The sequence below is a fragment of the Embleya sp. NPDC005971 genome (genome assembly GCF_040629175.1).
GTDB lineage: Bacteria > Actinomycetota > Actinomycetes > Streptomycetales > Streptomycetaceae > Embleya.
The window spans coordinates 1-23,644 of sequence record NZ_JBEXUX010000097.1 but is presented as its reverse complement, the minus strand read 5'-3'; the positions used below and the strand labels follow the sequence as shown (position 1 = coordinate 23,644).

42 protein-coding genes are annotated in these 23,644 nt (G+C 69.6%); 10 read left to right on the top strand and 32 right to left on the bottom strand.

Features of this window, described 5'->3' with window-relative positions:
• Positions 1-10 precede the first annotated feature (10 nt).
• From ABZ374_RS44430 to ABZ374_RS44285, 30 genes are all read right to left on the bottom strand, one after another.
• Positions 11-421, bottom strand: coding sequence for a hypothetical protein (locus tag ABZ374_RS44430; RefSeq protein ID WP_360323582.1), 411 nt, complete (start codon positions 419-421; stop codon positions 11-13).
• Between the two features lie 65 nt (positions 422-486).
• On the bottom strand, positions 487-813 hold the full coding sequence (locus ABZ374_RS44425) for a hypothetical protein (RefSeq protein ID WP_360323580.1): 327 nt from the start codon (positions 811-813) through the stop codon (positions 487-489).
• Complete coding sequence (locus ABZ374_RS44420; protein ID WP_360323578.1) at positions 810-1,418, bottom strand: hypothetical protein; 609 nt, start codon at positions 1,416-1,418, stop codon at positions 810-812. Before ABZ374_RS44420 ends, ABZ374_RS44425 begins: the two co-directional genes overlap by 4 nt.
• Entirely contained in the window at positions 1,415-1,840 is a 426-nt protein-coding gene (locus ABZ374_RS44415) for a hypothetical protein (RefSeq protein ID WP_360323576.1), read from the bottom strand. Before ABZ374_RS44415 ends, ABZ374_RS44420 begins: the two co-directional genes overlap by 4 nt.
• A 15-nt stretch (positions 1,841-1,855) precedes the next feature.
• A complete protein-coding gene (locus ABZ374_RS44410) occupies positions 1,856-2,041 on the bottom strand; it encodes a hypothetical protein (RefSeq protein WP_360323574.1) in 186 nt (61 codons plus the stop codon).
• A gap of 69 nt (positions 2,042-2,110) precedes the next feature.
• Entirely contained in the window at positions 2,111-2,941 is an 831-nt protein-coding gene (locus ABZ374_RS44405) for a hypothetical protein (RefSeq protein WP_360323572.1), read from the bottom strand.
• 88 nt (positions 2,942-3,029) lie between these two features.
• Complete coding sequence (locus ABZ374_RS44400; protein WP_360323570.1) at positions 3,030-3,335, bottom strand: WhiB family transcriptional regulator; 306 nt, start codon at positions 3,333-3,335, stop codon at positions 3,030-3,032.
• Complete coding sequence (locus ABZ374_RS44395; protein ID WP_360323568.1) at positions 3,332-4,072, bottom strand: WhiB family transcriptional regulator; 741 nt, start codon at positions 4,070-4,072, stop codon at positions 3,332-3,334. Before ABZ374_RS44395 ends, ABZ374_RS44400 begins: the two co-directional genes overlap by 4 nt.
• On the bottom strand, positions 4,069-4,488 hold the full coding sequence (locus tag ABZ374_RS44390; RefSeq protein WP_360323566.1) for a hypothetical protein: 420 nt from the start codon (positions 4,486-4,488) through the stop codon (positions 4,069-4,071). Before ABZ374_RS44390 ends, ABZ374_RS44395 begins: the two co-directional genes overlap by 4 nt.
• Positions 4,485-5,042 carry a Holliday junction endonuclease gene (locus tag ABZ374_RS44385; RefSeq protein WP_360323564.1) on the bottom strand — a complete coding sequence of 186 codons (558 nt, stop codon included), beginning with the start codon at positions 5,040-5,042 and terminating at the stop codon, positions 4,485-4,487. Before ABZ374_RS44385 ends, ABZ374_RS44390 begins: the two co-directional genes overlap by 4 nt.
• On the bottom strand, positions 5,039-5,800 hold the full coding sequence (locus ABZ374_RS44380) for a hypothetical protein (protein ID WP_360323562.1): 762 nt from the start codon (positions 5,798-5,800) through the stop codon (positions 5,039-5,041). The genes ABZ374_RS44385 and ABZ374_RS44380 overlap by 4 nt, the downstream gene beginning before the upstream one ends.
• 49 nt (positions 5,801-5,849) lie before the next feature.
• Entirely contained in the window at positions 5,850-6,536 is a 687-nt protein-coding gene (locus tag ABZ374_RS44375) for a hypothetical protein (RefSeq protein ID WP_360323560.1), read from the bottom strand.
• The gene (locus ABZ374_RS44370; protein ID WP_360323558.1) at positions 6,533-6,736 is read right to left on the bottom strand and encodes a hypothetical protein; all 204 of its coding nucleotides are present in this window, start codon (positions 6,734-6,736) and stop codon (positions 6,533-6,535) included. The genes ABZ374_RS44375 and ABZ374_RS44370 overlap by 4 nt, the downstream gene beginning before the upstream one ends.
• Complete coding sequence (locus ABZ374_RS44365; protein ID WP_360323556.1) at positions 6,733-7,041, bottom strand: hypothetical protein; 309 nt, start codon at positions 7,039-7,041, stop codon at positions 6,733-6,735. Before ABZ374_RS44365 ends, ABZ374_RS44370 begins: the two co-directional genes overlap by 4 nt.
• A complete protein-coding gene (locus ABZ374_RS44360) occupies positions 7,038-7,415 on the bottom strand; it encodes a hypothetical protein (RefSeq protein ID WP_360323554.1) in 378 nt (125 codons plus the stop codon). The genes ABZ374_RS44365 and ABZ374_RS44360 overlap by 4 nt, the downstream gene beginning before the upstream one ends.
• The gene (locus tag ABZ374_RS44355; RefSeq protein ID WP_360323552.1) at positions 7,412-8,449 is read right to left on the bottom strand and encodes a hypothetical protein; all 1,038 of its coding nucleotides are present in this window, start codon (positions 8,447-8,449) and stop codon (positions 7,412-7,414) included. Before ABZ374_RS44355 ends, ABZ374_RS44360 begins: the two co-directional genes overlap by 4 nt.
• 1 nt (position 8,450) lies before the next feature.
• Complete coding sequence (locus ABZ374_RS44350; RefSeq protein WP_360323550.1) at positions 8,451-9,278, bottom strand: hypothetical protein; 828 nt, start codon at positions 9,276-9,278, stop codon at positions 8,451-8,453.
• Positions 9,275-9,724 carry a hypothetical protein gene (locus ABZ374_RS44345; protein WP_360323548.1) on the bottom strand — a complete coding sequence of 150 codons (450 nt, stop codon included), beginning with the start codon at positions 9,722-9,724 and terminating at the stop codon, positions 9,275-9,277. The genes ABZ374_RS44350 and ABZ374_RS44345 overlap by 4 nt, the downstream gene beginning before the upstream one ends.
• Positions 9,721-10,014: a hypothetical protein gene (locus ABZ374_RS44340; RefSeq protein ID WP_360323546.1), complete on the bottom strand. Its 294-nt coding sequence runs from the start codon at positions 10,012-10,014 to the stop codon at positions 9,721-9,723. The genes ABZ374_RS44345 and ABZ374_RS44340 overlap by 4 nt, the downstream gene beginning before the upstream one ends.
• A complete protein-coding gene (locus ABZ374_RS44335; protein WP_360323544.1) occupies positions 10,011-10,385 on the bottom strand; it encodes a hypothetical protein in 375 nt (124 codons plus the stop codon). Before ABZ374_RS44335 ends, ABZ374_RS44340 begins: the two co-directional genes overlap by 4 nt.
• Positions 10,382-10,633, bottom strand: a complete 252-nt coding sequence (locus ABZ374_RS44330; RefSeq protein ID WP_360323542.1) for a hypothetical protein — start codon at positions 10,631-10,633, stop codon at positions 10,382-10,384. Before ABZ374_RS44330 ends, ABZ374_RS44335 begins: the two co-directional genes overlap by 4 nt.
• Complete coding sequence (locus ABZ374_RS44325; RefSeq protein ID WP_360323540.1) at positions 10,626-10,961, bottom strand: helix-turn-helix transcriptional regulator; 336 nt, start codon at positions 10,959-10,961, stop codon at positions 10,626-10,628. Before ABZ374_RS44325 ends, ABZ374_RS44330 begins: the two co-directional genes overlap by 8 nt.
• On the bottom strand, positions 10,958-11,377 hold the full coding sequence (locus ABZ374_RS44320; RefSeq protein WP_360323538.1) for a hypothetical protein: 420 nt from the start codon (positions 11,375-11,377) through the stop codon (positions 10,958-10,960). Before ABZ374_RS44320 ends, ABZ374_RS44325 begins: the two co-directional genes overlap by 4 nt.
• Positions 11,374-11,754 carry a hypothetical protein gene (locus tag ABZ374_RS44315; RefSeq protein ID WP_360323536.1) on the bottom strand — a complete coding sequence of 127 codons (381 nt, stop codon included), beginning with the start codon at positions 11,752-11,754 and terminating at the stop codon, positions 11,374-11,376. The genes ABZ374_RS44320 and ABZ374_RS44315 overlap by 4 nt, the downstream gene beginning before the upstream one ends.
• Positions 11,751-12,374 carry a hypothetical protein gene (locus tag ABZ374_RS44310; protein WP_360323534.1) on the bottom strand — a complete coding sequence of 208 codons (624 nt, stop codon included), beginning with the start codon at positions 12,372-12,374 and terminating at the stop codon, positions 11,751-11,753. The genes ABZ374_RS44315 and ABZ374_RS44310 overlap by 4 nt, the downstream gene beginning before the upstream one ends.
• A 122-nt stretch (positions 12,375-12,496) precedes the next feature.
• Positions 12,497-12,805 (bottom strand): hypothetical protein, encoded by a 309-nt coding sequence (locus tag ABZ374_RS44305; protein WP_360323532.1) that lies wholly within the window; start codon positions 12,803-12,805, stop codon positions 12,497-12,499.
• Complete coding sequence (locus ABZ374_RS44300; RefSeq protein WP_360323530.1) at positions 12,802-13,200, bottom strand: hypothetical protein; 399 nt, start codon at positions 13,198-13,200, stop codon at positions 12,802-12,804. The genes ABZ374_RS44305 and ABZ374_RS44300 overlap by 4 nt, the downstream gene beginning before the upstream one ends.
• Positions 13,197-13,529: a hypothetical protein gene (locus ABZ374_RS44295; protein ID WP_360323528.1), complete on the bottom strand. Its 333-nt coding sequence runs from the start codon at positions 13,527-13,529 to the stop codon at positions 13,197-13,199. Before ABZ374_RS44295 ends, ABZ374_RS44300 begins: the two co-directional genes overlap by 4 nt.
• A gap of 171 nt (positions 13,530-13,700) precedes the next feature.
• Positions 13,701-14,060 (bottom strand): hypothetical protein, encoded by a 360-nt coding sequence (locus tag ABZ374_RS44290; protein ID WP_360323609.1) that lies wholly within the window; start codon positions 14,058-14,060, stop codon positions 13,701-13,703.
• A complete protein-coding gene (locus tag ABZ374_RS44285; protein WP_360323526.1) occupies positions 13,966-14,262 on the bottom strand; it encodes a helix-turn-helix transcriptional regulator in 297 nt (98 codons plus the stop codon). The genes ABZ374_RS44290 and ABZ374_RS44285 overlap by 95 nt, the downstream gene beginning before the upstream one ends.
• Before the next feature lie 199 nt (positions 14,263-14,461).
• Here ABZ374_RS44285 and ABZ374_RS44280 point away from each other — a divergent pair, with 199 nt between their 5' ends.
• The 6 genes from ABZ374_RS44280 to ABZ374_RS44255 all read left to right on the top strand — a co-directional run bounded on the left by ABZ374_RS44280 (position 14,462) and on the right by ABZ374_RS44255 (position 19,369).
• Positions 14,462-15,001 (top strand): helix-turn-helix domain-containing protein, encoded by a 540-nt coding sequence (locus ABZ374_RS44280; RefSeq protein WP_360323524.1) that lies wholly within the window; start codon positions 14,462-14,464, stop codon positions 14,999-15,001.
• 179 nt (positions 15,002-15,180) lie between these two features.
• Positions 15,181-15,342 carry a hypothetical protein gene (locus ABZ374_RS44275; protein WP_360323522.1) on the top strand — a complete coding sequence of 54 codons (162 nt, stop codon included), beginning with the start codon at positions 15,181-15,183 and terminating at the stop codon, positions 15,340-15,342.
• A gap of 171 nt (positions 15,343-15,513) precedes the next feature.
• On the top strand, positions 15,514-17,064 hold the full coding sequence (locus ABZ374_RS44270) for a hypothetical protein (RefSeq protein ID WP_360323520.1): 1,551 nt from the start codon (positions 15,514-15,516) through the stop codon (positions 17,062-17,064).
• 156 nt (positions 17,065-17,220) lie between these two features.
• Positions 17,221-17,580, top strand: coding sequence for a hypothetical protein (locus ABZ374_RS44265; RefSeq protein WP_360323518.1), 360 nt, complete (start codon positions 17,221-17,223; stop codon positions 17,578-17,580).
• A gap of 368 nt (positions 17,581-17,948) precedes the next feature.
• On the top strand, positions 17,949-18,917 hold the full coding sequence (locus tag ABZ374_RS44260) for a helix-turn-helix domain-containing protein (protein WP_360323516.1): 969 nt from the start codon (positions 17,949-17,951) through the stop codon (positions 18,915-18,917).
• Positions 18,914-19,369, top strand: coding sequence for a GNAT family N-acetyltransferase (locus ABZ374_RS44255; protein WP_360323514.1), 456 nt, complete (start codon positions 18,914-18,916; stop codon positions 19,367-19,369). The genes ABZ374_RS44260 and ABZ374_RS44255 overlap by 4 nt, the downstream gene beginning before the upstream one ends.
• Before the next feature lie 140 nt (positions 19,370-19,509).
• On the opposite strand, the gene ABZ374_RS44250 is transcribed toward ABZ374_RS44255, so the two are convergent.
• Positions 19,510-19,764 carry a hypothetical protein gene (locus ABZ374_RS44250; protein WP_360323512.1) on the bottom strand — a complete coding sequence of 85 codons (255 nt, stop codon included), beginning with the start codon at positions 19,762-19,764 and terminating at the stop codon, positions 19,510-19,512.
• 49 nt (positions 19,765-19,813) lie between these two features.
• The gene (locus ABZ374_RS44245; RefSeq protein ID WP_360323510.1) at positions 19,814-21,034 is read right to left on the bottom strand and encodes an MFS transporter; all 1,221 of its coding nucleotides are present in this window, start codon (positions 21,032-21,034) and stop codon (positions 19,814-19,816) included.
• 78 nt (positions 21,035-21,112) lie between these two features.
• On the opposite strand from ABZ374_RS44245, the gene ABZ374_RS44240 reads away from it, so the two are divergent.
• The 4 genes from ABZ374_RS44240 to ABZ374_RS44225 all read left to right on the top strand — a co-directional run.
• Positions 21,113-21,988: an acyl-CoA thioesterase domain-containing protein gene (locus ABZ374_RS44240; protein WP_360323508.1), complete on the top strand. Its 876-nt coding sequence runs from the start codon at positions 21,113-21,115 to the stop codon at positions 21,986-21,988.
• A gap of 39 nt (positions 21,989-22,027) precedes the next feature.
• Positions 22,028-22,402 (top strand): VOC family protein, encoded by a 375-nt coding sequence (locus ABZ374_RS44235; protein ID WP_360323506.1) that lies wholly within the window; start codon positions 22,028-22,030, stop codon positions 22,400-22,402.
• A 111-nt stretch (positions 22,403-22,513) separates the two neighbouring features.
• Complete coding sequence (locus ABZ374_RS44230; RefSeq protein WP_360323504.1) at positions 22,514-23,293, top strand: enoyl-CoA hydratase/isomerase family protein; 780 nt, start codon at positions 22,514-22,516, stop codon at positions 23,291-23,293.
• Positions 23,294-23,299: 6 nt separating this feature from the next.
• Positions 23,300-23,644 (top strand): SDR family NAD(P)-dependent oxidoreductase (locus ABZ374_RS44225; protein WP_360323502.1); only part of this gene is annotated, 345 nt, incomplete at its 3' end.

The window sequence follows — 23,644 nt, the reverse complement described above, 5'->3', positions numbered from 1 at the left end:
TTCCTGTCGGTCAGGTGTTGTCGGCGAGGGCGTCCTGGACGGCCTCGCCGATCAGAGCGGTCAAAGCTCGGCGGGCGTCCTGGGGCATGTCCGGGTCGAACGCGAGGTGGATCCGTGCGCGAGGGGCGTCCCCGCCGATCAGGGTGATCGCATGGCTGGACGGCTGTAGGGCGTCGGCGCCCATGGCGATCGCCCATTCGGACAGGTCGGTGGCGTAGGCCAGGAGGTTGTAGAGCGCTTCGCGGGCGGTTTCGCGTGCCTGCCAGTCGAGGAGGTCCCAGTACCTGTTGGACGTGCCGATCGTTTTGCCGATCCATTTGTCGGCGATGGCGCCGAGGGCGTGGTCGAGGTTGGCTGCGTGTTCGCGGTGCTGTCGGACTGCTTCGGCGCGGAGGTCGGCGTCGGTGTAGTGCGTGGTCATGTCTGGTCCCGGGGGTCGCGAGCTTGGGGGGCCGTCGACGGCGACGAAGGTCGTGCCCTTGCCGGTCATCGGTAGAGGCCCATGACGTGCTTTTCCCAGGGGCGGCCGAGGTCGTCGAGGGGCTTGTCCGGGGTAACAGTGGCGAGGGGTTCGCCGCATTGGCAGTGGCCGATGAGTTCGCAGTCGCCGTATTCGACGACGAGGGCGTGCCCGCCGTCCCAGGTGGCGTCGGGGTCCTGGTCGTCGTTGTCGGCTTCGATGGCGGTGATCCACTGTGCGCGGGGATCGTCCCAGCGGATGTGGGGGTTCGGGCCGATCGAGAAGGTGATTCCGGCGTTGTGGGCTGCGTTGAGGGCGTCGGCGATGCGTTGGACGCCTTGGGGGTCGGTCACTGGTCGGCTTCCTCGTCGTCGTTGGGGTTCCAGCAGGCGCAGAGGTCACGCTTGGTGGTGGCCCAGGTGTGGGTGGGGCAGGGCCAGGTCCAGCCGCATTCGGTGCAGTCGCCGGAGGTCGTGCCTCCTGCGGTGACTTCCTTGTGGTGGGCGCCGGCGATGCGGGCCAGGTGGGCGCGGGCCGAGTTGCGTTCGGCGCGGTATCGGATGCGGGTGGCGCGGTGGTGTTCGCCGCGGCGTAGCGCTCGTTCGGCGGGGTCGGAGGGGCGGACGAACATTCCGGGCTCGACTCCGTCGTTGCGCCGGAAGGTGGCGTAGCGGGTGCCGTCGGGCTGGGGGTCGTGCCAGTCGAGGGTGCCGTCGAAGCTGATGGCCCAGGCGGTGGCGCGGGCCTGGACGGTGGGTTCGTCGGATCCGTGGCCGAGGTGGAGGTAGCGGCCGTCGTCGGGTTCGAAGACGGCTTCCCAGGGGCCGGGGGGCTTGTATCGCAGGGCTTCGACGAGTGCGAAGCCTTCGTCGGCGAGTTCGTGCCAGTTGGTGTCGGCGAGCTTGTTGGCGAGGCGGTCGACTACGGCCGCAATGGCTTCGGGGTCGCGGTGGTTCATCGGTCGGTGTCCGTGGGGACGAGGCGGAGCAGGGAGATGGCGAGTCCGAAGGTGCCCATGACGATTTGGTGGATGCGTTCGGGTTCGGCGTGGGCGAATTCGGTGCGCAGGAGGGCGCTTGCGGTGTCGTTGTCGCCGTTGGCGGTGGCTACGACGTAGCGGGCGGCGAAGAGGTCTCCGGGGTCCTGGTCGTCGAGGTTCGGGACGAGGGATTGGGTGGCCCACATGTCACCGTGGCCGAGGGGTCGGAGTCGGGCGAGGGCGTGGGCGGCGATCTGGCCGAGTCCGGCGATGACGCCGCCCAGCATGGGGACGCCGTGTTCGTCGACGATCCGGTCGAGGATCCGCAGGACGGATTCGGTGTTGCCGGCGAGGCCCTCCTCGACTGCCTGCATGAAGAGGTCGGTGGGTGGGTCGGTCATCGTGGTCCTGTCGGGTCAGTCGGTGTGCGGGTACTCGATGGCGAGCGCTGCGCCGGGGTCGTGGCCGTGGAGGGCGAGGGCTTCGCGGATGGCGTCCTCGGCTTCGTATGGGTGGTCAATGTCGACGGTCAGGCCGAGTTCGGGGATGCCGGCCGTGGCGTGGTAGTCGTGCTGTCGGACGGTGACGGCGTAGGTGGTCATGTCTTGTTGCCGATCTGTGGGCGGGTTGCGGCCGGCTTCCCGGATCGGCCGCAACCCTTGCCGGGGTGGCTACCTGGGCATGGGCATCGGTGCTTCGACCGGGATGGTGATGCGCGTGAGGCTGCGTCCTTCGCGGACGGCGTTCCAGGCGTGGACGAGGTAGGCCATGGCGCGGGGTTCGGGCATGCGCTTGCCTTCCTTGCGGTCGGCGGAGGCTCGATTGCGCAGGGTGAGGACGGGGTGTCCGAGGGGGAGTTCGGCGCCGTCTCCCAGGCGGGTGAAGAACCAGACGGCGGCGTCGCCGTCGATACGCGAGAAGACGTGGTGGGCGGTGCCGATGATGGATTGGGGCAAGGATCGGTAGGTTTGGTAGACGTAGCCGGAGATCTCGGCGGAGCGGCGGATTTCGGGGTGCGCCTCAAGGAGTGCGGCGAGTTCGGGTCGGGTGGGGGCTTGGCTGGCGAAGAACTTGTGATTGCCCTGATCCCACATCCAGACGCGTCGCAGCACGGCTGCGAGGACGACGGTGCGGGCTTCGCCGCGGAGGGCGAAGACGTCGCTGGGGGTGCGCGGGCGGCCGGTGTCCATCGTTTCCTGGGCCTTCGGGTCGAGCCCGGTGATGAAGAGCATGGGGACGTCGACGTCGGCTTCGATCAGCGCGGTGAGTCGGTGTTGGCCGTCGAGGAGGGTTCCGTTGCGGTCGAACTTGATGCCTTCGCCGTTGGGGGTCCAGTTGCCCGCTGCCATGTCGCGGGCGTAGTCGGCGACGGCGCGCGGCCGGAGGTTGCGGTTGTGGTTGTTCTGCCTCTTCAGGATGTGGTTCGCGATGTGCGGGGTGACCTTGACGACGGTCGCAAGCAGCTTGTCGCTGAGGGTCTGGGGTAGCGTCTGGTTGGCCATGGTCGGCTCTTTCTGTGGGTCGTTGGCGCCGTGTCGGGCGCTGTTCGTGGGTTGTGGGCCCGTCGTTCGCGCGGCGGGCCCTTCTTCGTCAGGCTGCGGTGGTTGTGCGCCGCCGGGTGCCGCGCCGCTTCATGGCGCGGCGTTCCGTTTCGTCGAGGCCGCCCCAGACGCCTTCGTTCTCGGGCTTGGTGAGTGCCCAGTCGAGACAGGCGTCGGTGACGGGGCAGCGCTGGCAGACGGCCTGGGCCTCCATGGTCTGGAGTAGCGCGGGGCCGGTGTTGCCGACGGGGAAGAAGAGTTCCGGGTCTTCTTCTCGGCAGGCGGCGAAGTGTCGCCAGTCCGGGGTGTGTTCGTCTTCGACGAGGAGGAGTCCGGTGTTTCGCTGCGTGTTCACTGTCCTGCATTCGGGGTGGAGTCGGGGGTGGTGAGGGCTTGGCGTTCCTTGCGGTCGAGGCCGCCCCAGATACCGTGTTCCTCGTTGCGGGCCATGGCTTCGGCGAGGCACATGGCTTTGACGGGGCAAACGGCGCAGATGCTTTTGGCGTGGGCCGCGTAGGCGTTGTTGACGCGCGGCGGGGCTCCCTTGCGCTCCTGGTCGGGGCGGTCGGGGCCGCCGTACCACATGTCGGTGTCCTTCTTGCGGCACGCGGCGTGGAACTGCCAGCCGGGGAAGGGCCGTTCGAGGGGTGGCGGTGGTGGCGTGTCCGCTGTCGGGTCGGGTTCGGGAACAGGTTCCGTCGGGGGTTCGGCGCCCATGTCGATGGGGCCCCAGACGCGGAGTTCGACATCGGGGTTCTCGGCCAGGGCGAGCTGCCAGCCGGCGGCCTTGCGGTGGGAGACGCCGAGTACGCGTGCCGCGTCGGCAGTCTGCGGGTTCGCGGCGAAGACCCGGCGGATGCGGGCGTTCTGGCGGCGGACGAGGTTCGCTTTCCGGGTTCCGCGTTCCCGGCGCGCGCGCTCGATGCGGCACGACTTGCACTCGTTGCGTCGCAATTCCGGCCGGGTGCGGAAAACCTTGTCGAAGTCGCCGGTCGGCTTGCTTGCCTCGCATGTGATGCAGCGCTTTCGGTCGGTGACGGGCATGTCCGAGAGGGACGCACCTTGCGGGCGGTCGAGCGTCGCGGTACTCACGGGCGTGCCTGTGCGAAGAGGTCGAGTTGTGTGGGGGTTCGCGCGAGCGCCGCGTAGTGGGCGCGGAGCAGAGGCAGGCGCAGGTGGCGGCAGCAGGCGCAGTGGTCCCAGATGTCGACGGGGAGCCCGTCGGGGTGGAGGCCGCCCCAGGGTTCGGCCCAGGGACGTCCGGTGGTGGTAATGCCGGTGAGGATGGTGGCGCCGATGCTTCCGGCGACCCAGCCGCGGAATCCGGTGGCTGCGTGGTCTTCGGGGTGGCCGAGGTGGCCCGCGTAGCCGTGGAGTTGGACGGAATCGCCGACGCGGTATGGCGCATGGCCGGGAACGGCCGCCGTGCGCGCGTAGTCGCGGCGGAACGCGCTGTGAAGTTCGGTGGGGATGTGTGCCGGCACATCGGTGAGCGGGGGCTTGTTCACGAGGTCGCCGCCTCGGGCCAGGTGACCTTGTCGAGCATCGCTCGTTGTGCGGCGGGGAGTTCGACGACGGGGTATCCGAGGTGGTCCAGGCCCATGGCGCGGAGCCACCAGGCGTCGACTTGGTTGTCGTCGCGGAGGTCGAGGCCGGTGCGCTGGTAGAGGGCCATGCGCATGTCGGCCTTGTCGGCGTTGCCGCGGCCGGTGGCGTACTTCTTGAGGCCCGCTGCCGTTACGAGGGCGTAGGGAACGGAGCAGTCCAAGAGGGTGAGCCGAACGACACCCTGAGCCATGCCTGTGATGCCGGCGCCTTTGCCGTGGACGGGGAGGTCTTCGAGAACGGCAAGGTGGGCGCGCAGATCCTCGCCGTCCTCCCCGCGTCGCAAGCGGTTGGGGTGGTAGCAGGCGGCGTGTCCGGCCCAGCGGACGATCTCCTCAAGGCGGCTGTCGCCTTGGGTCGCGGGTCCGCCAGCGGTAGTGGTCGAACCGTCGTGCCAGGCGATGCCGGTGGCGGTGACGGACGGGTCGAGGCCGATGACGCGGGGCGGGGTGATCATGCTGTGTCCTGTCGGGGTCGTCGGGTGGTGTGGGCGTTCCGGCAGGGTGGGCACGGGGGAATGCCCTCGCGGCGGTGGATGTCCCAGCCGGCGGTGGTGCCGCAGCGTCCGGTCCACTCGGGTTCGACGTCGGGGTTGTCGATCGTGTCGTCGTCCCAGCACATGGGGCCGGGCCAGCCGTGTGCGGTTGCTCGTGTCCGGGTGCGTTGGGCGATGTGTTCCGGGATGCCGTGGGCTCGCGGGTCGAGTTCCGCGATGAGCCTGTACAGGGTGCGGGTGTCGCGGGCGGTTCGGGCGGTGACGGACCTCGGTGTGTTCTTGACGATCGGGCCGGTCTGCCCGACGTGTTCGGCGAGATGGGACTGTGGCCAGCCGGCTCGGACGAGCGCCCGGAGCCTGCGTGTGGTGCCCAGGCCCGATACGGGCGCGTGGGGTGCGATGTTGTCGAGGGTGGGTTCGAGGGCGAGGATCGCCGCGGCGGTGGCGGCTCGCACTCGGGCGCGGTCGGTGTGCCGCAGGTTCTGCACGGTGTTCCGTCTGAGGCCGGTGAGGTCGGCGACGCGTCGTGAGCCGAGACCTGCGTCTGCGAGTGCGCACAGGTGCAGTCGTGCGGGTTCGGCGTCGACCCAGGGGGCCCACGTGCCGGCGGTGAGGGAACGCTGTCGGTGCGCGTTGTATTCGCTGACCGCGTAGGCGCAGGTGTAGCAGCGGCAGCCGTCGAGTCTGTAGCGGGCGTAGCCGTGGCGTCGGTCGGTCACGACGCACCGCCGGCGGACGGGTCGAGCCCGATGACGCGCGGTGTGGTCGTCACGCGGCGTCCTCCGGTGCTTCGTCGAGGAGGAACGCCTCGCGGCGCAGGAGGCTTTGGGGGATGGGAAGACCTGCGGCGGCGAGTTCCTCGTGGACCAGGCGGTCGAATTCGTTTCTGTGGGCTGCGATGAGGCGTTCGATCGCACGCTCGCCGCATGTCGAGCGGCTGGGGTTGGCGCTCGTGGCAGGGGTGCCTTGCGTGGAGAAGGCGATGGCGAGGGATTTGGTTTCGGCGGCGCGCACGGTCAGCCGCCTTTGGAGGTGGTTGATGCGGCTGCGCCAGTCCTGGGAGGTCGGCTGGTCGTTGTCGCGGTTGTGTTCGATCTGTGCGTGGACGTCGGTTTTGAGCTCCTTGAGTGCGGCTCGCCATCGTTCGAGGAGGCCGGGGGTGCGCAGTGCTGCGGCGGTCGCCTTGGAGGTGCGGCCGAGGGCGTCGTCGCGGACGAGGATGTTGAATGCAGGTCGGTCGAGGTCGCCCAGGCGCGCGTACTCGCGGGCGAGTTCGGCTTCGGTGGGGGTGAGTTCTTCGCTGCCTCGGGAGGTCAGGTGGAACCATCCACACGGGCAGTCGCCGTAGGGGCGGAGCATGATGCCGAGGGAGAGGAATTTGCGGGTCGCGAAGGACTCGGCTCCTTCCCGGGTCGCGAAACGGGCCTTGTCCGGGGTGGGACAGGAGTCGCTCATCCTTGAACACCTCCTTTGCCGGCGGCCTCGCGCAGGATGGCCTCGGCGCGGGTGACGACCTCGGGGAGCAAGGGCGGCGCCGGCTGTGGGGGTTTGGTGTGGATGCGGTTGACGATGGCGCCGATGCCGAGGCAGAGAAGGGTTCCGATGGCGAATCCGAGGGCGGTGCCGCCGAGCCACATGGCGAGTCCGTAGCTCATGCCGCGACCCAGGTACGGACGGCAGAGCTCGCAACCGATGGGCGTCCGCCCGTGGTGAAGCTGTAGGGGCTGATGACCCCTTCGCGGTGGAGCTCGGCGGTGAGGATTCCCCACATGTTGGGGTGGTGGGGTTCGCCGACGCCGAAGTGTCGGGCGGCCTCGTAGATGGTGAACGGCTGTCCCCTGCGGGCGTATTCGACGATGGCCGTGTGCGCGGCGTGGTGCCAGGCGTTGCGTTCGTCCTGGTCGGCGGTGGTGACGGGCTCGGGGCAGTCCATGCCTTCGATGGGGGGCTGGTGAGTCACGGTGACTCCTTGCGGAGGGGGCGGGACTTCGCGCGCAGCGTGAAGGCGCTGAAGGGCACGGCGGCTTCGAGGACTCGGTCGACGACGGCGCGGGTGCAGCGCCGGGAGTTGCCGGTGGGGTCGGCCGGGTCGGCCGCCAGGGGTCCGATCGGAACGACCCGGTAGACGTCTCCGTGCGGGTGGTGCGCGGCGTGCAGGCGGGCGGCGTCGCGGTCGGTGGTGAGATAGACGAAGTCGCGCAGCGTGAGGTCGGGGCCTGCGCCGAGGGCTTCGGCCCAGGTGGTGAGGGTGTGCGTGATGCCGGTCACGGAGGGCGGGAGGAGTTCGTCGCCGCGGGCGAGGCCGGGGGCGCCGCCGTGGTAGTAGACGGTCATCGGCGGGCCCCGGGTATGGGTGCGACGTCGGGCCAGCGGACGGCGTCGGGCTGGGGGTTGTCGTCGACGATTTCGGCGTCGATGGGCTCGTCGTCGCCGTCGCCCTCGTGACTTCCGCCGTCATCCTTATTCGGCTGCTCGGCGTTGATTTCGGCTGCTCGGGCGATGAGCAGATCCTTGGTGTCCTGGTCGAGGTGTCCGGCCTCGCGTGCCTCGTACCAGAGGTCGGTGATGTCGTCGGTGGTGAGCAGCGCCTGCGCTTTGGCGGCGTAGTCGGGGCGGGCCGCGGCCTCGATCGCAACGCGGTCCAGCGAGGTCGGGTCCAGGGCCGCGGTCGCGGTCAGGGGACCGGTGAGGGCGTGGCGCAGCCTGGGGAGTCGCGGGATCACCATGACGACGGGAAACTTCTTGGTCTTCCCGTCGCGGGCGATCTGGCGTTGTTCGATGGCGAGTCGGACGGGGACGATGCCCCGTCCGCCGGTGCCTTCGAGGACGGCGTCGACCTGGCCGGCGAGTCCGGCGGCGGCGTAGAAGCTGTGGGTTTCGGCTCGCCAGACTCCGAAGTCGGGCATGTCAGGGAGGTAGACCCGCAGGCGGGTCGTGGGTTTGCATGCCTGGCCGATGGGGGCGGTCGCGTGGAAGTCGACGCCGAAGCGCTGGAGGCAGATGCAGGAGCGGCCGGAGCGCAGCTCGGTTTCGCCGTCGCAGCGAAATTTGATCCCGCCCCTGTCCCACAGCTCGTTGTGCGCGCTGAGCGGGTCGCCGGGCGGGAGAAGGGCGTCCAGGGCCTGCGCCTCGGTGATGACCCGCCATTGACTGATGGACGCGTTCTGGGGTTTCCAGGGTTCGACGTCGCCACCCCACAGGGCAGCGGCGGCCTCGACGTAGTCGCGGCTGTGTGAGGAGAGGATCCAGGTGTCGGAGCGGACGGCGCGCCGGCGGTCGCTTCCCTCTTTGAGGGGTGTGCTGGTTCCGGTGCGCAGGCGGCCGAGTTCGGCCTGTTGGGCCTGGATGGTCTTGATGCGTCCTGCCATCTCAGGCCGCCTTTCGGGTGGGCGCGGGGGCCGGGGGCGGCTTGAGCGCGGTGTACGTGGTGGGTGCGTCGTGGAGCCAGCGGGCGGCCGGGACGAGCGAGGCGAAGACCTTGAACGCGTCCTTGCCAGCGGGCATGGGGACGAAGGCGTGGCTGCGGACGCGGAGGTTGAGAACCCCGGCGCGGTGGATGCGCGGCATGGGGTGTTCGCTGCCGTCCGGAAGGACGATCGCCTCGGCGTTGCGCAGCGCGGCGAGCTGGAGGGTGTACTCGGGGTAGACGCTGAGCGCCGGGCGGGTGGCGGAGGTCTTGTAGTCGATGAGCCAGAGCTGTAGGCGGCCCCGGGTTCCGGTGGGGAGCCAGACCAGGAGGTCGCCGGTGCCCATGTAGCCGATGGTGCGGTTGACGACGGTCATCTCGGCGGCGAGGACGTCGCGTTCGATGTTCACGCCCCAGGAGAGGCGCCACTTGCGCAACTGGCTTAGGTAGGGGGCAACTTCGGGGTCGTCGGGGACGGGTGCGCCGAGGGTTTCGGCTTCGGCGGAGGCGTGGACGCGGGTGCCGAGGTCGGATGCGTGGTCGGTGATGGCGGTGTGCGCGCCGCACATGGCGCGGATCAGTGCGGCGCGGTCGCTCCCGGCGTGGTGGGCGATCTCGCGGTGATGGTCCGCCGCCCATTCGGCGGTGATCTTCGCCGCCCAGGGGATCAGCCGTTCCTTGGCGACGCACGTACCGATCACGTTCGTGACGGACGGCAGGAGTTCACCGGTCGCCGGATCCTGGTAGTAGCGACCGTGGTCGGTGGCGCGTGCCCAGAACGGATCGGTCATGCATCACCTCCGGCCAGGAACTCGGCACGCGCCAGCTCGTAGTTGGTCCGCGCGGCGACGAGGCGGGCCTCGATGGTGGCCCTGTTCTGGCGGCGCAGGCGCTCGATCTCGTCGTCGACGACGAGGGCGGCGGTCTCCAGCGCGGCGCCCAGGTCGTCGACGGGCGGGTGCTCGGTGCCGTCGTCGGACCGCCCCTGTTCCGCGTCGCGGCCGAACGCGATCCGGTTCAGGCGGCGGACTCCGCGCGGATCGTTCTTCGCGATGCGGACGGCTTCGGAGTAGCCGGGGAAGGCAAGGGCGAGCCGGCGTCCGTTCTCGTGGCCGGCCATGTCGATGAGCTGGATCAACTGCGCGGTGAACGCCCCCGGTCGGCGTCCCGGTGGGGCGAAATACCAGACGACGTGGGCGGCTTCGGTCGGTGTGATCTCGATGGAGTCGTCGTTCACGGCGCACCCACGCAGCGGGGGTCGTCCGCGACGACGGTGATCGCGGCATAGGCGTTGTCGCCGTGGTAGGCGACGTAGAGCATGTTGGGTCCGTCGCATTTCGCGGCGACGTTGGAGAACCCGTCGGGGTTCGTGACGATCCGCGCCGGACTGTTGTTAGTGCCGGCCCGGGGGGCGTCCTTGAACGGCTCGGTGGCCTTGTCGCCGCACGCGGTGAGGCCGAGCAGGAGGACCGCACACACGGCCAGAGCGCCGTAGTTGCGCTTGCGGGTGGGGATGAGGGTCTTCACGCGTTCACGTCCACGGCATCGTCGGCGGGATCGGTGGGGTCGAAGAGCGAAGCCTGCTGGCCGGGTTCGGGCTCTTCCCCGTGCGGGCAGCGGGCCTCCCATGCGCGGACCGCGTCGTCGATGCTTGTGAGGGCGACGGTGTATCCCCGCTTGCGGGCGGCATTGACGGCCCTGCGGCGCCTGTCGGCGCGCGGGACGTCGCAGTAGAACTCCTCCCACGCCTCGTGTTCGGAGGTCAGCGTCACCAGGGACGACACCGCGTGCATGATCGCCTCGGCACAGCCGCAGGGCCGGCGCAGGACCCAGTCGCAGTCGCGCAGCGGGCGGGAGACGCCGTCGATCTCGACGCTCAGGTTGAGGGTGGTGGTCACGACGCGGCACTCCAGGTCTTGAGGGCGGGCGTCGGGCGGTTCGTGTGCCCGAGTTCGGCGATGCGAGCGTCCTTCTGCTCGACCACGCGCTGGAGACGCAGGACTTCGTCGGCGACCGCGAAGACGGAGTCGCGTAGGGTCTCGACGTCGTCGACGGTGGCGCGCTTACGGAGCCGGCAGCGTTCGAGGATCTCGTCGGCGCGGGCGGCGGCTGCGCCGACCCAGCCGGGCGTGCGGTGTTTACTCATCGCTGGCACCTCCGGCGCCGCAGTCGTTGCAGGAGAAGCCCGCAGGCGGGTCGTCGCCGCAGGCCGGGCACGGTCCCACTCCGGGAATGAGGTTGCGCAGGGGTGTTTGCAGCGCAACTGCTGCGGCGGCGATCAGGCGTATGGGCAGTTCGACGCGGCGGCCTTGCTCGATGGCCGAGATGCCGGTGTGGTTGATCGCGTAGCCGGCCTTGGTCATGGCCGCGGCCTGCTGCGTGGTGGTCATCCGGACGGCGAGTCGCCGGTGTCGCATCCGGCGGGCGACCTCGGTCGTGATCGGGCAGCCCGCCATGTGGTGGCGTCCCGTCACGAGGCCACCGCCTCGGGCAGGACGAGTTCGCCGGGGATCGTCAGCCGGGGGCGGTCCGTGGACCTGTGGCGCCCCGGCCTGACGAGGCGGGTGACCTGCCCTTCCAGTTCCTGGATTCGCTCGATGCCGGCCGCGACGTCGGCCGCGAGCGCCTCGCGTTCGCGGCTCAGTCCCGAGCATGCGGCCTCGACGATGTCGAGTCGGCGGGCCCGGTCGCGCAGTGCGGTGTCGAGCCCGGCGTTGCGATGCTTGAGCTGGTTGTTCTCGGTGGTGACGGCGGCGTTCTCGGCTTCGAGGAGGCCGATGCGGGTGTTGGCGTCGGCCAGGAGGTGCAGGCAGGCGCGGCGTTCGGCGAGGAGGTTGTGGATGACCTGCTCGGCGACGGCGAGACGGCGCCGGATGCGGAACAGCTTCACGAGACCTTGTCTCCCGTCCGGGCGAGCGCGGCCTCGGCGAGGATGCGCGTGCGCGCGTCCTCCAGGGCGTCGACCCACTGGGGGTCGATGCCGATCGGGACGTGCATCGCCTCGTTGGCCCGCTGTGCCTCGGCGAGGCGTGCGGCGAGGTCGTTGGCCAGTTGCTGGGCGAATTCCCTACGCCCGAGCCGGGTCCGGGCTTCTTCGAGGTCGGCGCGGGCCTGGGCGAGTTCGGCCTTGAAGGTGTCGACGCGGCTGTTCGCGTCTTCGATCCAGCCGACGGCAATCGCTTCGGCGAGTGACTCGACCCGGGCTTCGGCTGCGGCCATGGTCGCGGCCACGAACCTGCGGCGGCGAGCCGTGAACGGGTTCCTCACGACGCACCGCCGGAGGCGGCCGGCGCGAACCGCTCGGCGAGGGCGAGGAACGCCTCGTGTGTGGCCTCTTCCTTTTGTGCTTCCTTCTCGTCCCCGGCCTCGCGGGATCCGCGTGCGTACTCCGCGAACTTCACGGCGTTCTCGGTGGCGGCGGCGTGAATCAGGGCGGGGGTGGCCCAGGCTTCGTCCGGGATCGGCTCGATGTTCCGGCTTACGCAGGTGTGGACGTACCAGGAGACGCCGATCAGGGACATGCGTGCGCGGCGATCGTAGTGGGCGGCCTTGTAGAAGACGCTGACCCGCTCGCGGCCGTGCTCGTCCAGGATGTGGCTGTGCATGGCGTGGTCGCTCGCCCGTCGGGTCCAGCCCGGGGGCATTGTCGCTTTGCGGAACAGCGGGTCGCCCGGGACCGGTTCGCCGAAGGTGAAGCCGGCGGCCTCGAATGCGGCGGTGTTGCAGTCGGTGGGCAGCAGGTCGGATGTGACGAGCTGGTGCTGGCCCTTCCACTCCACGGCCTCAAGGGTCACGTCGCTGCCGAGGACGGCCGCGGAGACGAGCAGGGCCATTGCCGTCTCCGGGTCCTGCGTGGTCTCGGTGGTGTTCTGGATGCCCATGTCCATGTGTTCGCCCTCCGGGGCGTGTTCGAGAGTCGGGTGGCCGGCGGCGGGGTGCCCTGCGGGGGGGGTGCGGGCGCGCGCGCCGCCGCCGGCGGTTCGTGGGCGCGGACGGGCCGCGCGGCGAGTCAGGTAATGGGTGTGAGGGTCCGGGCGTGGACGTCGTACTCCATGTCCGGCCATCCGCGCGGGAGTGCCCGCTCCAGCCGGCTGCGGAGCTCGTCCCGGCCGCCGAACACGATCTGCATGCAGTCGAGTTCGCGGCCGTGCTGGTCGATCGCCGTGATCTCCCGGCGCGGCGGCAGGAACGGGTTCCGCGCGGACATGGGCCGGCTCAACTGGACGCGGACCGCCGTCGGGACGATCGCCTGCACGCGCTCCCAGAGGATCGCCGGGGCGTCCACGGCCTCGTCGGTGCGCCCGATGCCGAAGATCACGTTCCCTCCCTTGCGTCCGTCCAGCACTCGTCCTGAAGGTGTCCGGCGAGGTCGGCGAGGGATCCCACGTGGACAACGGTGGTGCCGCCGCAGCAGACGCACTCACGGATCAGGCGGAACGTGGTCTTCTCCGTGTCGTGGTCGTACTCGTACCGCAGCCGGGTCCGCTCACCGAGCCACGCGTCCGCGCCCTCGACGCCGTCGGTGGTGTACTCGTCGTACTCCCAGGTGAGGTTGCCGGTGGCCTGGAAACCGAGCCGCGTCGTCGCGTGTTCGTCGGCGCGGCCGATGAAGTCGGCCCGCTCCCGGGCCTCGGTGACCGCGTCGTCGCGCAGGGAATCGGCGGCCACGGCGGCCTCTTCGGCAAGGCCACGCAGGTAGCTCAGGACACTCACGAGCACGCCTCCTTGTGCGTGTCGCGGCGCGCGGTCCGACCGGCGTCGGCCTCCGCGCAGCGAGCGCAGGGGCAGCCGTTGTCGTAGCGGAGCAACGTGCCGTGCGTGCCGCGCCGTTCGACCTCGGGGCAGGGCATGAGACCCATCATCTGGAGGACATCGACAAGGGCCGCGCGGGAGTCCTCGTCGAGGTCGGTGCTCGCCGCGAAGCCGCTGCAACGGAACGCGGTCAGGGCCATGGAGACGAGAGCCCGGCCGGCCTTGCGCTGGTCGGTGTCGGTGGGTTCGACCAATCGGAGGGTCTCGCCGCGAAGCGAGTGGCTGGTCATCGCGTGCCTGCCTCTCGGTGGGTCGGAGTACTGTGGTGCATTGCGCCTGCCACCTCTCCTGGTTGAGGGATGTGTGTGGTGGGTCTGGGCGGCCCGGGTTTCGACGGCACGGGTCGCCCCTTTTGATTCCTCGGCCTCGTCGGACCGAACTCCCCTGGGCGCGAAGCCCGTTCAGACCGCGCGGAAGAGTTGCTTGCCGCGCGGGCCGATGCGGCCCTGCCGGATGTACTCGGCGACGTCCTCGGCGCTCCAGCGGAAGCGGTTGCCCGCCCCCGGTTTGGTGACGGGCCCGAGGCGTTCCTGGGCCCGCCTGGTCCACCAGTCGGGCGACACGGACCACTCCTGACCGAGTTGCTCCGCAGTCCACAACCGGAGTTCCACGGGCAAGCGGTGCCGCTCGGCTTCGATGGCGGCGACGATTCGGTCGCCGAGGCGGTCAGTCGCGTGCTCGATCAGGGCTTCCAGCCAGGCGGCGAGGTCGGAGGGAATACCGGGTGGGGCCGCCGGAGCGGCTCGGGTGGCGGCGGGCAATGGGCCTCCTGGTGAGGATGGCGTCGACCGGAATTTCGAGAACGCCCGCGATGCGTGCGAGTGCGTCGGGTGTGGCCCCTCGTTTGCCGCGTTCGAGTCTCGACAGGTAGCCGTGGTCGAGTCCTGTGGCGTCGGCTAGCGCACGCAGCGTCAGCTTTTGGGCATTCCGTTGTTCGCGGATCTTCGCCCCGTTGGGCGTCACGGGTACAAGTAGACGCCCAAATTTGTGCGTACACAAGAGGTCGACGCCAATTTAGACGCACAAAATGTGCGCCGCAAAGCACGCGGGCGGCCCGGCGGACACGTGTCGAGTACAACGGTTGCCCATGCGACGCCTAGAGACTGGCCAAAATATGCGACCCCTCCTGCGCTTGGTGCCCAACGTTGGGCATCATGGGCGCATGAGCCTCGACTGGACACCCGCCGCCGTCGCCTTCGCGGCGGCCCGCAAAGCGATGGCGCTCACACAGCCCGACTTGGCCAAGCTCGCCGACGTCAGCCGCAACACCATCAGCAACCTCGAAAGCCGGACGCGCATCTACGACACGATCCCCAAGTCGTCGGTGGTCAAGGTCGGCCATGTCTTCGGTTGGCCGGATCCGATCCGGGACGTGGAGCGGATCATTGCCGGCGCCCCCGCTCCACCGACGAACCCACCGAGTCGCACCCGGGCCGCGGTCACGGAGGCGACCGGCCGCCCGATGTCGCCTTCCGCGATAGAGAGCATGCCGCTCCGTGTGCGCCGGAAGTTGGAGACGAACGAGCTCGTCGACCACAAGATCATCGAGGTGGACGGCCTGGAGATGGTCGTACTCCTCACCGCGAGACCGGGCGATCCGGTCAGCGACTCGCAGATGGCCAGCGGCCTGGCCGCATGGGCGGATCTTGAGCGGAACCGCCGCGACCTGGACATCACTGATCGTGATCAAGAAAATTCGTAACGTGTTTTTGTCTTGAATTCGACTTGTTCGACCCACACGCAGTGCTCACGTGTGCTGTCATGACTGTCCCGGGATGGCGGCAAACCATCGGGTGGTGGGGGTCCAACGTGGCGTGGGTCCGTGTCATGCAAGCATCGAGTTTCCCCGCGTGCCTCGGAGACCGAAAGGTGTTCGTGGACGTGCGACGCCCCACGTGGGACGTGTGGATTCGCGATACGGAGATCGGCGCGACCAAGGCTGCGGCCTTGGAGAAGTGGCTCAACGAGCACGACCGGATGGATATGCGCGAGCTCTGCCGAATCGTCGCGGCCACTCTTGCCTGCGACGCGGCGTTGACCTGATCGCGATCCGATCCGCATGCGACGCACGCCCCCTGCGGGGATAGGGGGCGCCGCGTCGCGTTCATTAATTTTGGATCACGTGTGTGATCGTCTTCGGCCCGTGGACACACCGGGCACGCCGCCGGCGCCGCCTGCGGCGCAAAACCACACCACGAGGACCAGGGGACCTCCATGGCATACGCCGAGGAACGCACGGTCAAGAACCGGCGAACCGGCAAGACCACCACCTACTGGAGCGGGCGCTGGAAGAAGCCCGACGGCACCTACCCGCGCGTGAAGGGACGCTTCAAGACCGAGGCCCTCGCCATCAAGGCGGCCGAGACACTCGAAGAACAGGCACGCGCCAACCCCAAGTTCGTCGACCCACGCAAAGCCCTCACCCCGCTGCGCGACTGGGGGCCGAAGTACCTTGCGGCCCGCAAGACGGCCGAGCAGACGACCATCACCCGCACCGGCCGACTGCGGAACATCCTCCTCCCCACGTGGGGGGACGTCGCCATCGGGAAGATCACCTGGTGGGGGGTCCAGACATGGGCCGAGGACGTAGAGGACCGCGGCATCTACGACTACGACTCCATCGGGGACGCCATCACGCTGCTGTCGATGATGCTCACGGCCGCCGTCGACGCGGACATGCTGACCATCAATCCGATCGCGGGGCGTCGCCGACCCCCTCGTAGCCGGCCCAGGAGGGAGAAGATCTGGCCGACCACGGAGCAGGCGCTGCGCGCCGGTGATCGCTGCTGGCGCGAAGCCGACCGGCTTACGATCCAGTTGGCAACCTGGTGCGGAATGCGATGGGGGGAGATCGGGGGGCTCCACCGCGACAACTGTCTCGTGGAGGTCGTCGATCACATCGGGGACCGGGAGGTCACCCGCTACGTGATCCGGATCGACCCCGAAACCGGGGCCCTCAAGGACTACTTTCCGGATAAGCCGGACTCCCTCGGCGTCCGGCGCAGGAAGCTCTTCCTGGGGCCGCCCAAGGGCGAGAGGGGCGCCCGGAGCATCGACGTGCCCTTCTTCCTCGTGACCGAGCTGCGCGCGTTCCTCGCATCGACGGACCGGGCCTACCCCTTCAACGGCCCTCGCGCGAAGTTCCGCACCAAGGACGGGTGGAGGGACGTGATGCGGGCCGTATGCGACGGCGTACAGGCGCCCGGCAAGCGTCGCTCGGGCAGGGCGTTGCGCAACGGCTGGGAGCCCGTCCTACTCGGCCTGGGCCTGCACGGCTGTCGACACGCGCACAAGACCTGGATGGAGGAGGGAGATCACCTCGGCCAGATGCCCGACGCCCTCCAGCGCGAGCGGATGGGCCACAGCAAGGCACCCGGCATGAAGGGCGTCTACGACAAGGTCACACCGGAGATGCGCTGGCGGCTGCTCGCATACCTCGAAGAGCGCTACTGGACGTCTCGGTTCAGGGTCTCGGGCGAACGCCCCCCGGCGATCGAGAACAACCCGAATCCTCTCCCAATTTTCTCCCAGGAAGCGATTCGGGCCTCCCGAGCTCCCCGGCGCCACGAATTCAAGGCGCTCCGGATCCGCCACACTTCGGGAAAGAGAAGCCCCTCACCAGGTCTTTCGGCCCCGACGGCACACAAGGACCCTCAGCGCGGCCGGCTGCTCGCGGGCGCGTCGATTGGGAAGCCCGGTCACCCCTCACCGGCAACCGGGCTGCCACAACCTGATGAGTCGTCAGCGTACCGGAATGTGCGTTGACACGTGTCGCATGGGTCGCCTCCGAACCAAATCTTGACCCTTCTTGCCGCGTGGGCCCTGGCGTGTCGGGTAGATTCGCGCGCCTATCGGCCCACCACGGGGCCATGGCGATACCGCGAGGCGTGTGTTCCGCGGGTTGAATTGGGGGCTTGTCAGATGGTTCATCGTGTTCTCAGGCGTCTCGCCGGTCCGATCCTGCTCGCGGTGTTCGCGGCCGTATTGACCGCCGTGCCCGCGCAGGCCGCGCCGGCTCAGGCGCAGGTACGCCAGGTCTCCTCCGCGACGGTGTCGGGCGCATTCACCTCGGCCGGCGTGCAGACGGTCGCGGACACCTCGGCTCGCACCACGTCGCACCAGGCCGCCGCCCAGCAGAGCCACCCGACCAAGAAGGCCAAGAAAAAGAAGAAGAAGAGCTTCTTCAAGAAGGCCGGCAAGTTCATCTTCGCGATCATCGGCATCATCATCGTCGCGATCATCATCTTCTTCGTCTGGCGGGCCCTCAAGCGCCGCAACTGATCGAGCGTCGCGCCCGATCGGGCACCCGCCTCGATCCGGCACTCCCGCCCGATCCGAAACGCACCGCGCGCCCGGCCCATGTCCCTTGGGCCGGGCGCGCGGTCGTTCGCCGATGCGCCGCGGGCCCGACGCGCCGTCGGACCCGCGTGCCGTTCAGTGGTGCCACGACCGGGGCTTGCCCCGATCGCGCGTGTCGGCCGATCGACCCAGAGTCGACAGACCACCGAGAATCATCGTGATCACCAGGAAAACCGCCAGAACTGTCATGTCTCCAGAGTGCCCGATGCTTGCACATGCATCGAGTGGCAGGACTGCCGGATAGGCACAAGATCCTGCCATCCCAGCCGAACTGCCGGCATGCTGGACGCATGCTGCGCAATGTGGTCGTGATCGTTCAGGACGGGGTCGCGCCCTTCGAACTCGGGGTGCTGTGCGAGGTATTCGGCATCGACCGGAGCGAGGAGGGCTGCCCGGTCTACGACTTCGCGGTGTGCGCGGTCACCCCCGGCCGGGTTCGCGCCAAGGCCGGCTACGACCTGTTCGCCGAACACGGCCTGGACCGGGTCGCGAACGCGGACCTGATCGCGATTCCGGCCTCCGCCGAGCACGACGAGAACGCGGCGCCCGATCCGCGGCTCCTGGACGCGCTGCGGGCCGCCGAGGCCCGGGGTGCGTGGATCATGAGCGTCTGCACCGGCGCCTTCACGCTGGCCCGGGCCGGCCTGCTCGACGGCCGGCGCTGCACATCGCACTGGAAGTACACGGACCGCCTCGCCCGCCGGTACCCGCTGGCCATCGTCGAACCGGACGTGCTCTACGTCGAGGACCGGCGGGTGATCACCAGCGCGGGCACCGCCGCCGGCATCGACGCGTGCCTGCACCTGGTCCGGCTGGAGGACGGCAGCCGGGTGGCCAACGCGATCGCCCGCCGGATGGTGGTGCCGCCGCACCGCGAGGGCGGCCAGGCTCAGTACATCGCCCGGCCGCTGCCCGAGCGCTCCGGCAGCCCGCTCCAAGCCACCCTGCTGTGGATGGAGCAGCGCCTGTCCCGCGAGGTGACGGTGGATCAGATGGCCGAGCACGCGCTGATGTCCCCGCGTACCTTCGCCCGCCGGTTCCAGCAGGAGACCGGTACCACCCCCTACGAATGGCTCACCGCGCAACGCGTGTTGCTGGCCCAGGAACTCCTGGAGGAGACAGACCTGCCGATCGACACCGTCGCCGAGCGCTCGGGCTTCGGCAGTGCCGCGACACTGCGCCATCACTTCCTGCGCCGGCGCGGCACCACACCGCAGAACTACCGCCGGACCTTCTGCCCCGGGAGCGCCACCGCATGACCGCGCCGCCGATCCGTACCGCCCGCGCGGACGACTACGACACCATCGTCGCGGTGCTGGACGCCTGGTGGGGCCGCCCGATCATGGACAAACTGCCGCGGCTGTTCCTGGACCACTTCCATCCGACCAGCCTGGTCGCCGAGGACGACGCCGGGCTCGGCGGTTTCCTGATCGGGCTGCTCTCGCCCGCGCACCGGGAGCAGGCGTACATCCACTTCGCTGGCGTCCGACCCGACCTGCGCCGATCCGGACTGGCACGGGAGTTGTACGAGCGGTTCTTCACGCTCGCACGGGCCGACGGCCGCACCCTGGTGCGTGCGATCACCGGGCCGGTCAACACCGGTTCGATCCGCTTTCACACGGCGATGGGCTTCACCGTGCACGGCCCGATCGCAGACCTGGACGGCCCCGGCGCGGACCGGATGCGGTTCGAACGGAGCCTGTCGGCATGAGCACGAAGAGCCGGCGGCGGCGGCTCAACAGAACCCGGTGACCCGCCGCGCCGGTGCCGATCGTCGGTGCGGCGGCGTAACCTACGTCCTTCGACGGTCCGGTCCGACGCTCTCTTGCCCCTGTTCGGGCCGGGCCGTCGTCAGGTGAGCTTGGCGGCGGCGCGCAACGCGCGCATGATCTTGAACCGATTCGGTCCGAGCACCATCATCGGATGCGCGTGCAGGGCGTGTATGGCGTTGCGTTCCGCTCGAACCACCGCCGACCACTGACGGGTCAGTTCGGCGTCCAGCCGTCCGGGGTTCTCGCGTGCGAACGTCGTGACGACGTCGGCCGCGTGGTCGCGATCCCGCTGAAGAGCAATCAGCTCGGCCGGGATTTCCGCCGCTTCATACATGCGGATCATCGTAGGTGGCGAGCCGCCCTCGACCTAGGACATGCGTGCGTCACACGTGCCGCGAATCCCGCGCGTCCTCCCCCGACGTCGGCTCCCGGTCCGGCCCCCGCTCGCCGCGACCCGCCGCGCAGTACAGCGCGACCGCGCCGCCCAGGGCCGCCGTGCCGAGCAGGATGACGCGGTAGTCCAGCACCGCCAACAGACCCGCCACGCCGAGGATCGCGAACGCCGTCGGCGCGAACATGATCGTCCCCGCGGTCGCCGCGACCCGCCCCACCAGGTGCCCCGGCGTCTCCCGCTGCAACACGGTCATCGCCGCGACGTGCACCGCCGGCAACCCGAAGCCGATCGCCACACTGCCGCCCAGGACCGCGGGCAACCACTGCACCACCCGCAGACCCACCCCGACCGCGAACAGCGCCAGGCCGAGCACCGCGAACCCGCGCGGGCCGAGCCGGCGGATCAACGTGCCCGCGCACACCCCGACCACCACGGACCCGGCGCCCTGCGCGGTGTACAGCACGCCGACGAACGCCGGTGAACGATCGAGCCCCTGGTCCACCACGGTGTAGATCGCACCACCGCTGATCCCGGACACCAGCATCGCCAGACCGCCGGAGAACACCAGTCGGCGCAACGGACGATGCGCCCACAGGTAGCCCATGCCCGCGGTGGTCTCCCCCCACCACCCGCCCTCGCTCTTCGCCCGGACCGGCTGGTCGAAGCGCATCAGCGCGAAGACCCCGGCGGCCAGCACGAACGTGCCCGCGTCCAACAACGCGACGGTGTGCCCGCCGGCCCACGCGAACAGGCCCGCGCCCACCAGCGGCGCGACCAGCTTCATCCCTTCGGCCGCGCTGAGCCGCATCCCGTTCAGGTCGCCCAGGATGCCCGGCGCGACGCCGGCCGTGAGCGCGGTCGACTCGGCGGCGTCCAGGAGCACGAAGCCGATGCCGTAGCCGAACATCACCGCGAACAGGATCCACACCTGATCGGCCGAGCGCACGGTCAGGGTGAGGGTCAACAGCGCGGCCAGCGCCAGGTTGACCGCCAGAAGCAGGCGTTTCGCGGGCAGGCGGTCCGCGACCGCACCGAGCAGCGGACCGAACAGGGTCGGCGCGAACACCCCCAGCGCCATCAGCGCCGCCACGCTGTCCGAACCGGTCAGTGTCTTGGCCCAGACGCCGGCGACGAGGGACATCGCGCTGCTGCCGAAGCTGGAGACCACCACGCCGCTCAGATACAGCCCGGCGTTGCGATCCCTGAACACCTTTACCGCACCCCATGCCACTTGCCCACCAGGCCCCTCGTTGTCGATGTCGCGGCTCTGGTTGCTGTACTAGCAGTCATGAGCAGCGACGTCACCCGATTCGTCGAAGAAGTTGAGCCGACCCGACTCAAGTCCGATCTATTCGAGGGGAAAAGCCCTGATCCGGACGCCTTTCGGGTCTTCGGCGGTTGGCTGGTCGCACAGGCGCTCGCCGCCGCCGGAGCCACCGTCGACGAGGACCGGGTGCCGCACTCGCTGCACGCGTCGTTCCTGCGGCCGGCGGATTCCACCCTGCCGCTGACCTACCGGGTCGTGCGGACCCTGCAGGGCCGGACGCTGAGCCATCGTCAGGTCGACGTGCTCCAGGCGGACCGGGTCCTGGTACACCTGGTCGCGTCCTTTCGGGTGACCCGCCCCGAGACGCCGTTCGACCACGCGCCGAGCGCACCCGTGGTGCCCGACCCGGCGACGCTGCCCACGCTCGCGCAGCGTCTGGCCGCACTGAACGGCCCGCTGCGCCGACCGCAGTTGGTCCGGCACAACCCGGTGGACCTGCGCTTCGTGGCACCACCGAGCTGGGCCGACGAGACGTCCACCGCGCGGGCGCCGCACAACGCGCTGTGGTGCCGCGCCGACGGCGAACTTCCCGATCGCCCGTTGCTGCACGCGTGCGCCGTCGCGTACGCGACCGACCTGAGCATTTTGGACACGCTGGTACTGCCGCATGCCCGGGCGCTGGGCCGACGCTGGATCCCCCGAGCCAGCCTGGACCACTCGATTCGTTTCCATCGCCCGTTCCGCGCGGACCGGTGGTGGCTCTACGACCAGGAAGGCACCTCGCTGCACGCCGCGCACGGCACGGTGCACGGTCGGATCTTCGACGCCGCGGGCGCGCTGTTTGCGACGGTGAGCCAAGAGGCACTGTTCGGCGAGCCGGTCGAACACCGGTCGTAGCGCCACCGAGGGCCGGTGGCGCCTGCCGAAGGAGTGCGCATGGTGCAGGTCGGAAAGGTCTCATTGAACGTCAGCGACCAGGACGCGGCGAAGCGCTTCTGGGTCGACAGGATGGGCTTCGAGGAGGTGATGGACACGCCGATGGGCGAGGCCGGCAGCCCGCGCTGGATCGAGGTTCGCGCGCCGGGCGACGGCATCACGCTGATCCTGTTCAGTCAGCGCTTCGACATGGAGAAGGTCGGCTCGCTCAACAACGTGTTGTTCACCTGCGACGACCTGCAAGCCACCTACCGGGAACTGGTCGCCAAGGGCATCGACTTCCCGGACAAGCCCGCTCAGCAGGAATGGGGCTGGTGGGCCACCTTCCGCGACAACGAGGGCAACTTCTACGGATTGACCCAGCGCAACCCGTGACCGGGATCCGCCGGACCGGCCGGGCGACCGGCTGTGATCTTGCCCGCTTGCGGTCCCCGCGGCGCCCCTGGCTCTCGATTCCTGTACGGGGTTGGGATATCCCAGGGTGTCATGGCGGACAAGGTGCTTCTCGACTACGACGGACCGATCGCGACGATCACCAACAACAACCCGGACAAGCACAACGCGTTCGATGACGAGATGGATCAGCTGCTGTGGCAGATCCTCGGCGAACTGCGGCAGCGGCCCGAGGTGCGGGCGGTGATCTGGCGTGCGGTGGGCAAGTCCTTCTCCTCGGGCCGCGACGTGTCCTCGATCGGGGGCCACCGGGTCGAGCTGACCCACCATCAGCTGATGACCCGCGGGCATCGCGGGGTGCAGCAGCTCTTCGAGTTGGACGCGCCGGTGCTGGTGGCCTGCCAGGGCTGGTCGATCGGCGCGTCCTTCCAGCGCGCGCTGTTGTGCGACATCCGGGTGGCCGCCGAGGGCGCTCGGTTCATGCTGCCCGAGACCACGCACGGGGTCATTCCGGACACCGGTGGCGTGGCCCGGCTGTACCAGATCTGCGGGCCCGGGGTGGCCGCCGACCTGGTGCTGACCGGCCGGCCGATGCATGCGGCCGAGGCGTACGCGCACGGCATCGTCTCGCGCGTGGTGCCCGCCGCCGAACTGGACGCCACCGTGCGCGAGATGGCCGAGCAAATCGCCGCCGCCCCGGCGGTGACCGTGAAGATGGCCCGGCGGGTGCTCGGCCACCTCGCCGAACCCGCCGTGCGCACCTCGATGGCCGAGGAACTGATCGCGCAGACCTTCGTCAACAAGTCGGACGACTACGCCGAGTTCCGCGCCGCCCGCGCCGAACAGCGGCCCGCCCACTACACCGGGAGCTGAGCCCTCATGACCGAGGCATCCGACGGCATCATCGGCCTGCCCGAACCGCCCGCCCTGGGCGCCGCCGCGCTGCCGCCCGGCACCTACGCGGACCGTACGGTGTTCGTCACCGGCGGCGGCACCGGTCTGGGCAAGGCGATCGCGATCGAGTTCGCCCGACTGGGCGCGAACCTGGTGGTGGCCAGCCGCAAGGAGGACCACCTGGAGGCGGCCCGCGAGGCGCTGACCGAGGCCGGCGCCAAGGTGCGCACGGTGGCCTGCGACATCCGCGAGCCGGCCGAGATCGAGGCGGCCTTCGACGCGGCCGTCGACACGTTCGGACTCCCGGACGTGCTGATCAACAACGCCGCG

Coding starts and splice junctions, on each gene's coding strand:
- ABZ374_RS44230 (WP_360323504.1), top strand. CDS start 22,514: ATGGCGGACAAGGTGCTTCTCGACTACGACGGACCGATCGCGACGATC.
- ABZ374_RS44260 (WP_360323516.1), top strand. CDS start 17,949: ATGCTGCGCAATGTGGTCGTGATCGTTCAGGACGGGGTCGCGCCCTTC.
- ABZ374_RS44250 (WP_360323512.1), bottom strand. CDS start 19,764: ATGTATGAAGCGGCGGAAATCCCGGCCGAGCTGATTGCTCTTCAGCGG.
- ABZ374_RS44370 (WP_360323558.1), bottom strand. CDS start 6,736: ATGAGCTACGGACTCGCCATGTGGCTCGGCGGCACCGCCCTCGGATTC.
- ABZ374_RS44360 (WP_360323554.1), bottom strand. CDS start 7,415: ATGACCGTCTACTACCACGGCGGCGCCCCCGGCCTCGCCCGCGGCGAC.
- ABZ374_RS44420 (WP_360323578.1), bottom strand. CDS start 1,418: ATGAACCACCGCGACCCCGAAGCCATTGCGGCCGTAGTCGACCGCCTC.
- ABZ374_RS44265 (WP_360323518.1), top strand. CDS start 17,221: ATGGTTCATCGTGTTCTCAGGCGTCTCGCCGGTCCGATCCTGCTCGCG.
- ABZ374_RS44355 (WP_360323552.1), bottom strand. CDS start 8,449: ATGGCAGGACGCATCAAGACCATCCAGGCCCAACAGGCCGAACTCGGC.
- ABZ374_RS44375 (WP_360323560.1), bottom strand. CDS start 6,536: ATGAGCGACTCCTGTCCCACCCCGGACAAGGCCCGTTTCGCGACCCGG.
- ABZ374_RS44295 (WP_360323528.1), bottom strand. CDS start 13,529: ATGACCAGCCACTCGCTTCGCGGCGAGACCCTCCGATTGGTCGAACCC.
- ABZ374_RS44310 (WP_360323534.1), bottom strand. CDS start 12,374: ATGGACATGGGCATCCAGAACACCACCGAGACCACGCAGGACCCGGAG.
- ABZ374_RS44240 (WP_360323508.1), top strand. CDS start 21,113: ATGAGCAGCGACGTCACCCGATTCGTCGAAGAAGTTGAGCCGACCCGA.
- ABZ374_RS44430 (WP_360323582.1), bottom strand. CDS start 421: ATGACCACGCACTACACCGACGCCGACCTCCGCGCCGAAGCAGTCCGA.
- ABZ374_RS44350 (WP_360323550.1), bottom strand. CDS start 9,278: ATGACCGATCCGTTCTGGGCACGCGCCACCGACCACGGTCGCTACTAC.
- ABZ374_RS44255 (WP_360323514.1), top strand. CDS start 18,914: ATGACCGCGCCGCCGATCCGTACCGCCCGCGCGGACGACTACGACACC.
- ABZ374_RS44270 (WP_360323520.1), top strand. CDS start 15,514: ATGGCATACGCCGAGGAACGCACGGTCAAGAACCGGCGAACCGGCAAG.
- ABZ374_RS44330 (WP_360323542.1), bottom strand. CDS start 10,633: ATGAGTAAACACCGCACGCCCGGCTGGGTCGGCGCAGCCGCCGCCCGC.
- ABZ374_RS44385 (WP_360323564.1), bottom strand. CDS start 5,042: ATGATCACCCCGCCCCGCGTCATCGGCCTCGACCCGTCCGTCACCGCC.
- ABZ374_RS44410 (WP_360323574.1), bottom strand. CDS start 2,041: ATGACCACCTACGCCGTCACCGTCCGACAGCACGACTACCACGCCACG.
- ABZ374_RS44415 (WP_360323576.1), bottom strand. CDS start 1,840: ATGACCGACCCACCCACCGACCTCTTCATGCAGGCAGTCGAGGAGGGC.
- ABZ374_RS44280 (WP_360323524.1), top strand. CDS start 14,462: ATGAGCCTCGACTGGACACCCGCCGCCGTCGCCTTCGCGGCGGCCCGC.
- ABZ374_RS44405 (WP_360323572.1), bottom strand. CDS start 2,941: ATGGCCAACCAGACGCTACCCCAGACCCTCAGCGACAAGCTGCTTGCG.
- ABZ374_RS44235 (WP_360323506.1), top strand. CDS start 22,028: ATGGTGCAGGTCGGAAAGGTCTCATTGAACGTCAGCGACCAGGACGCG.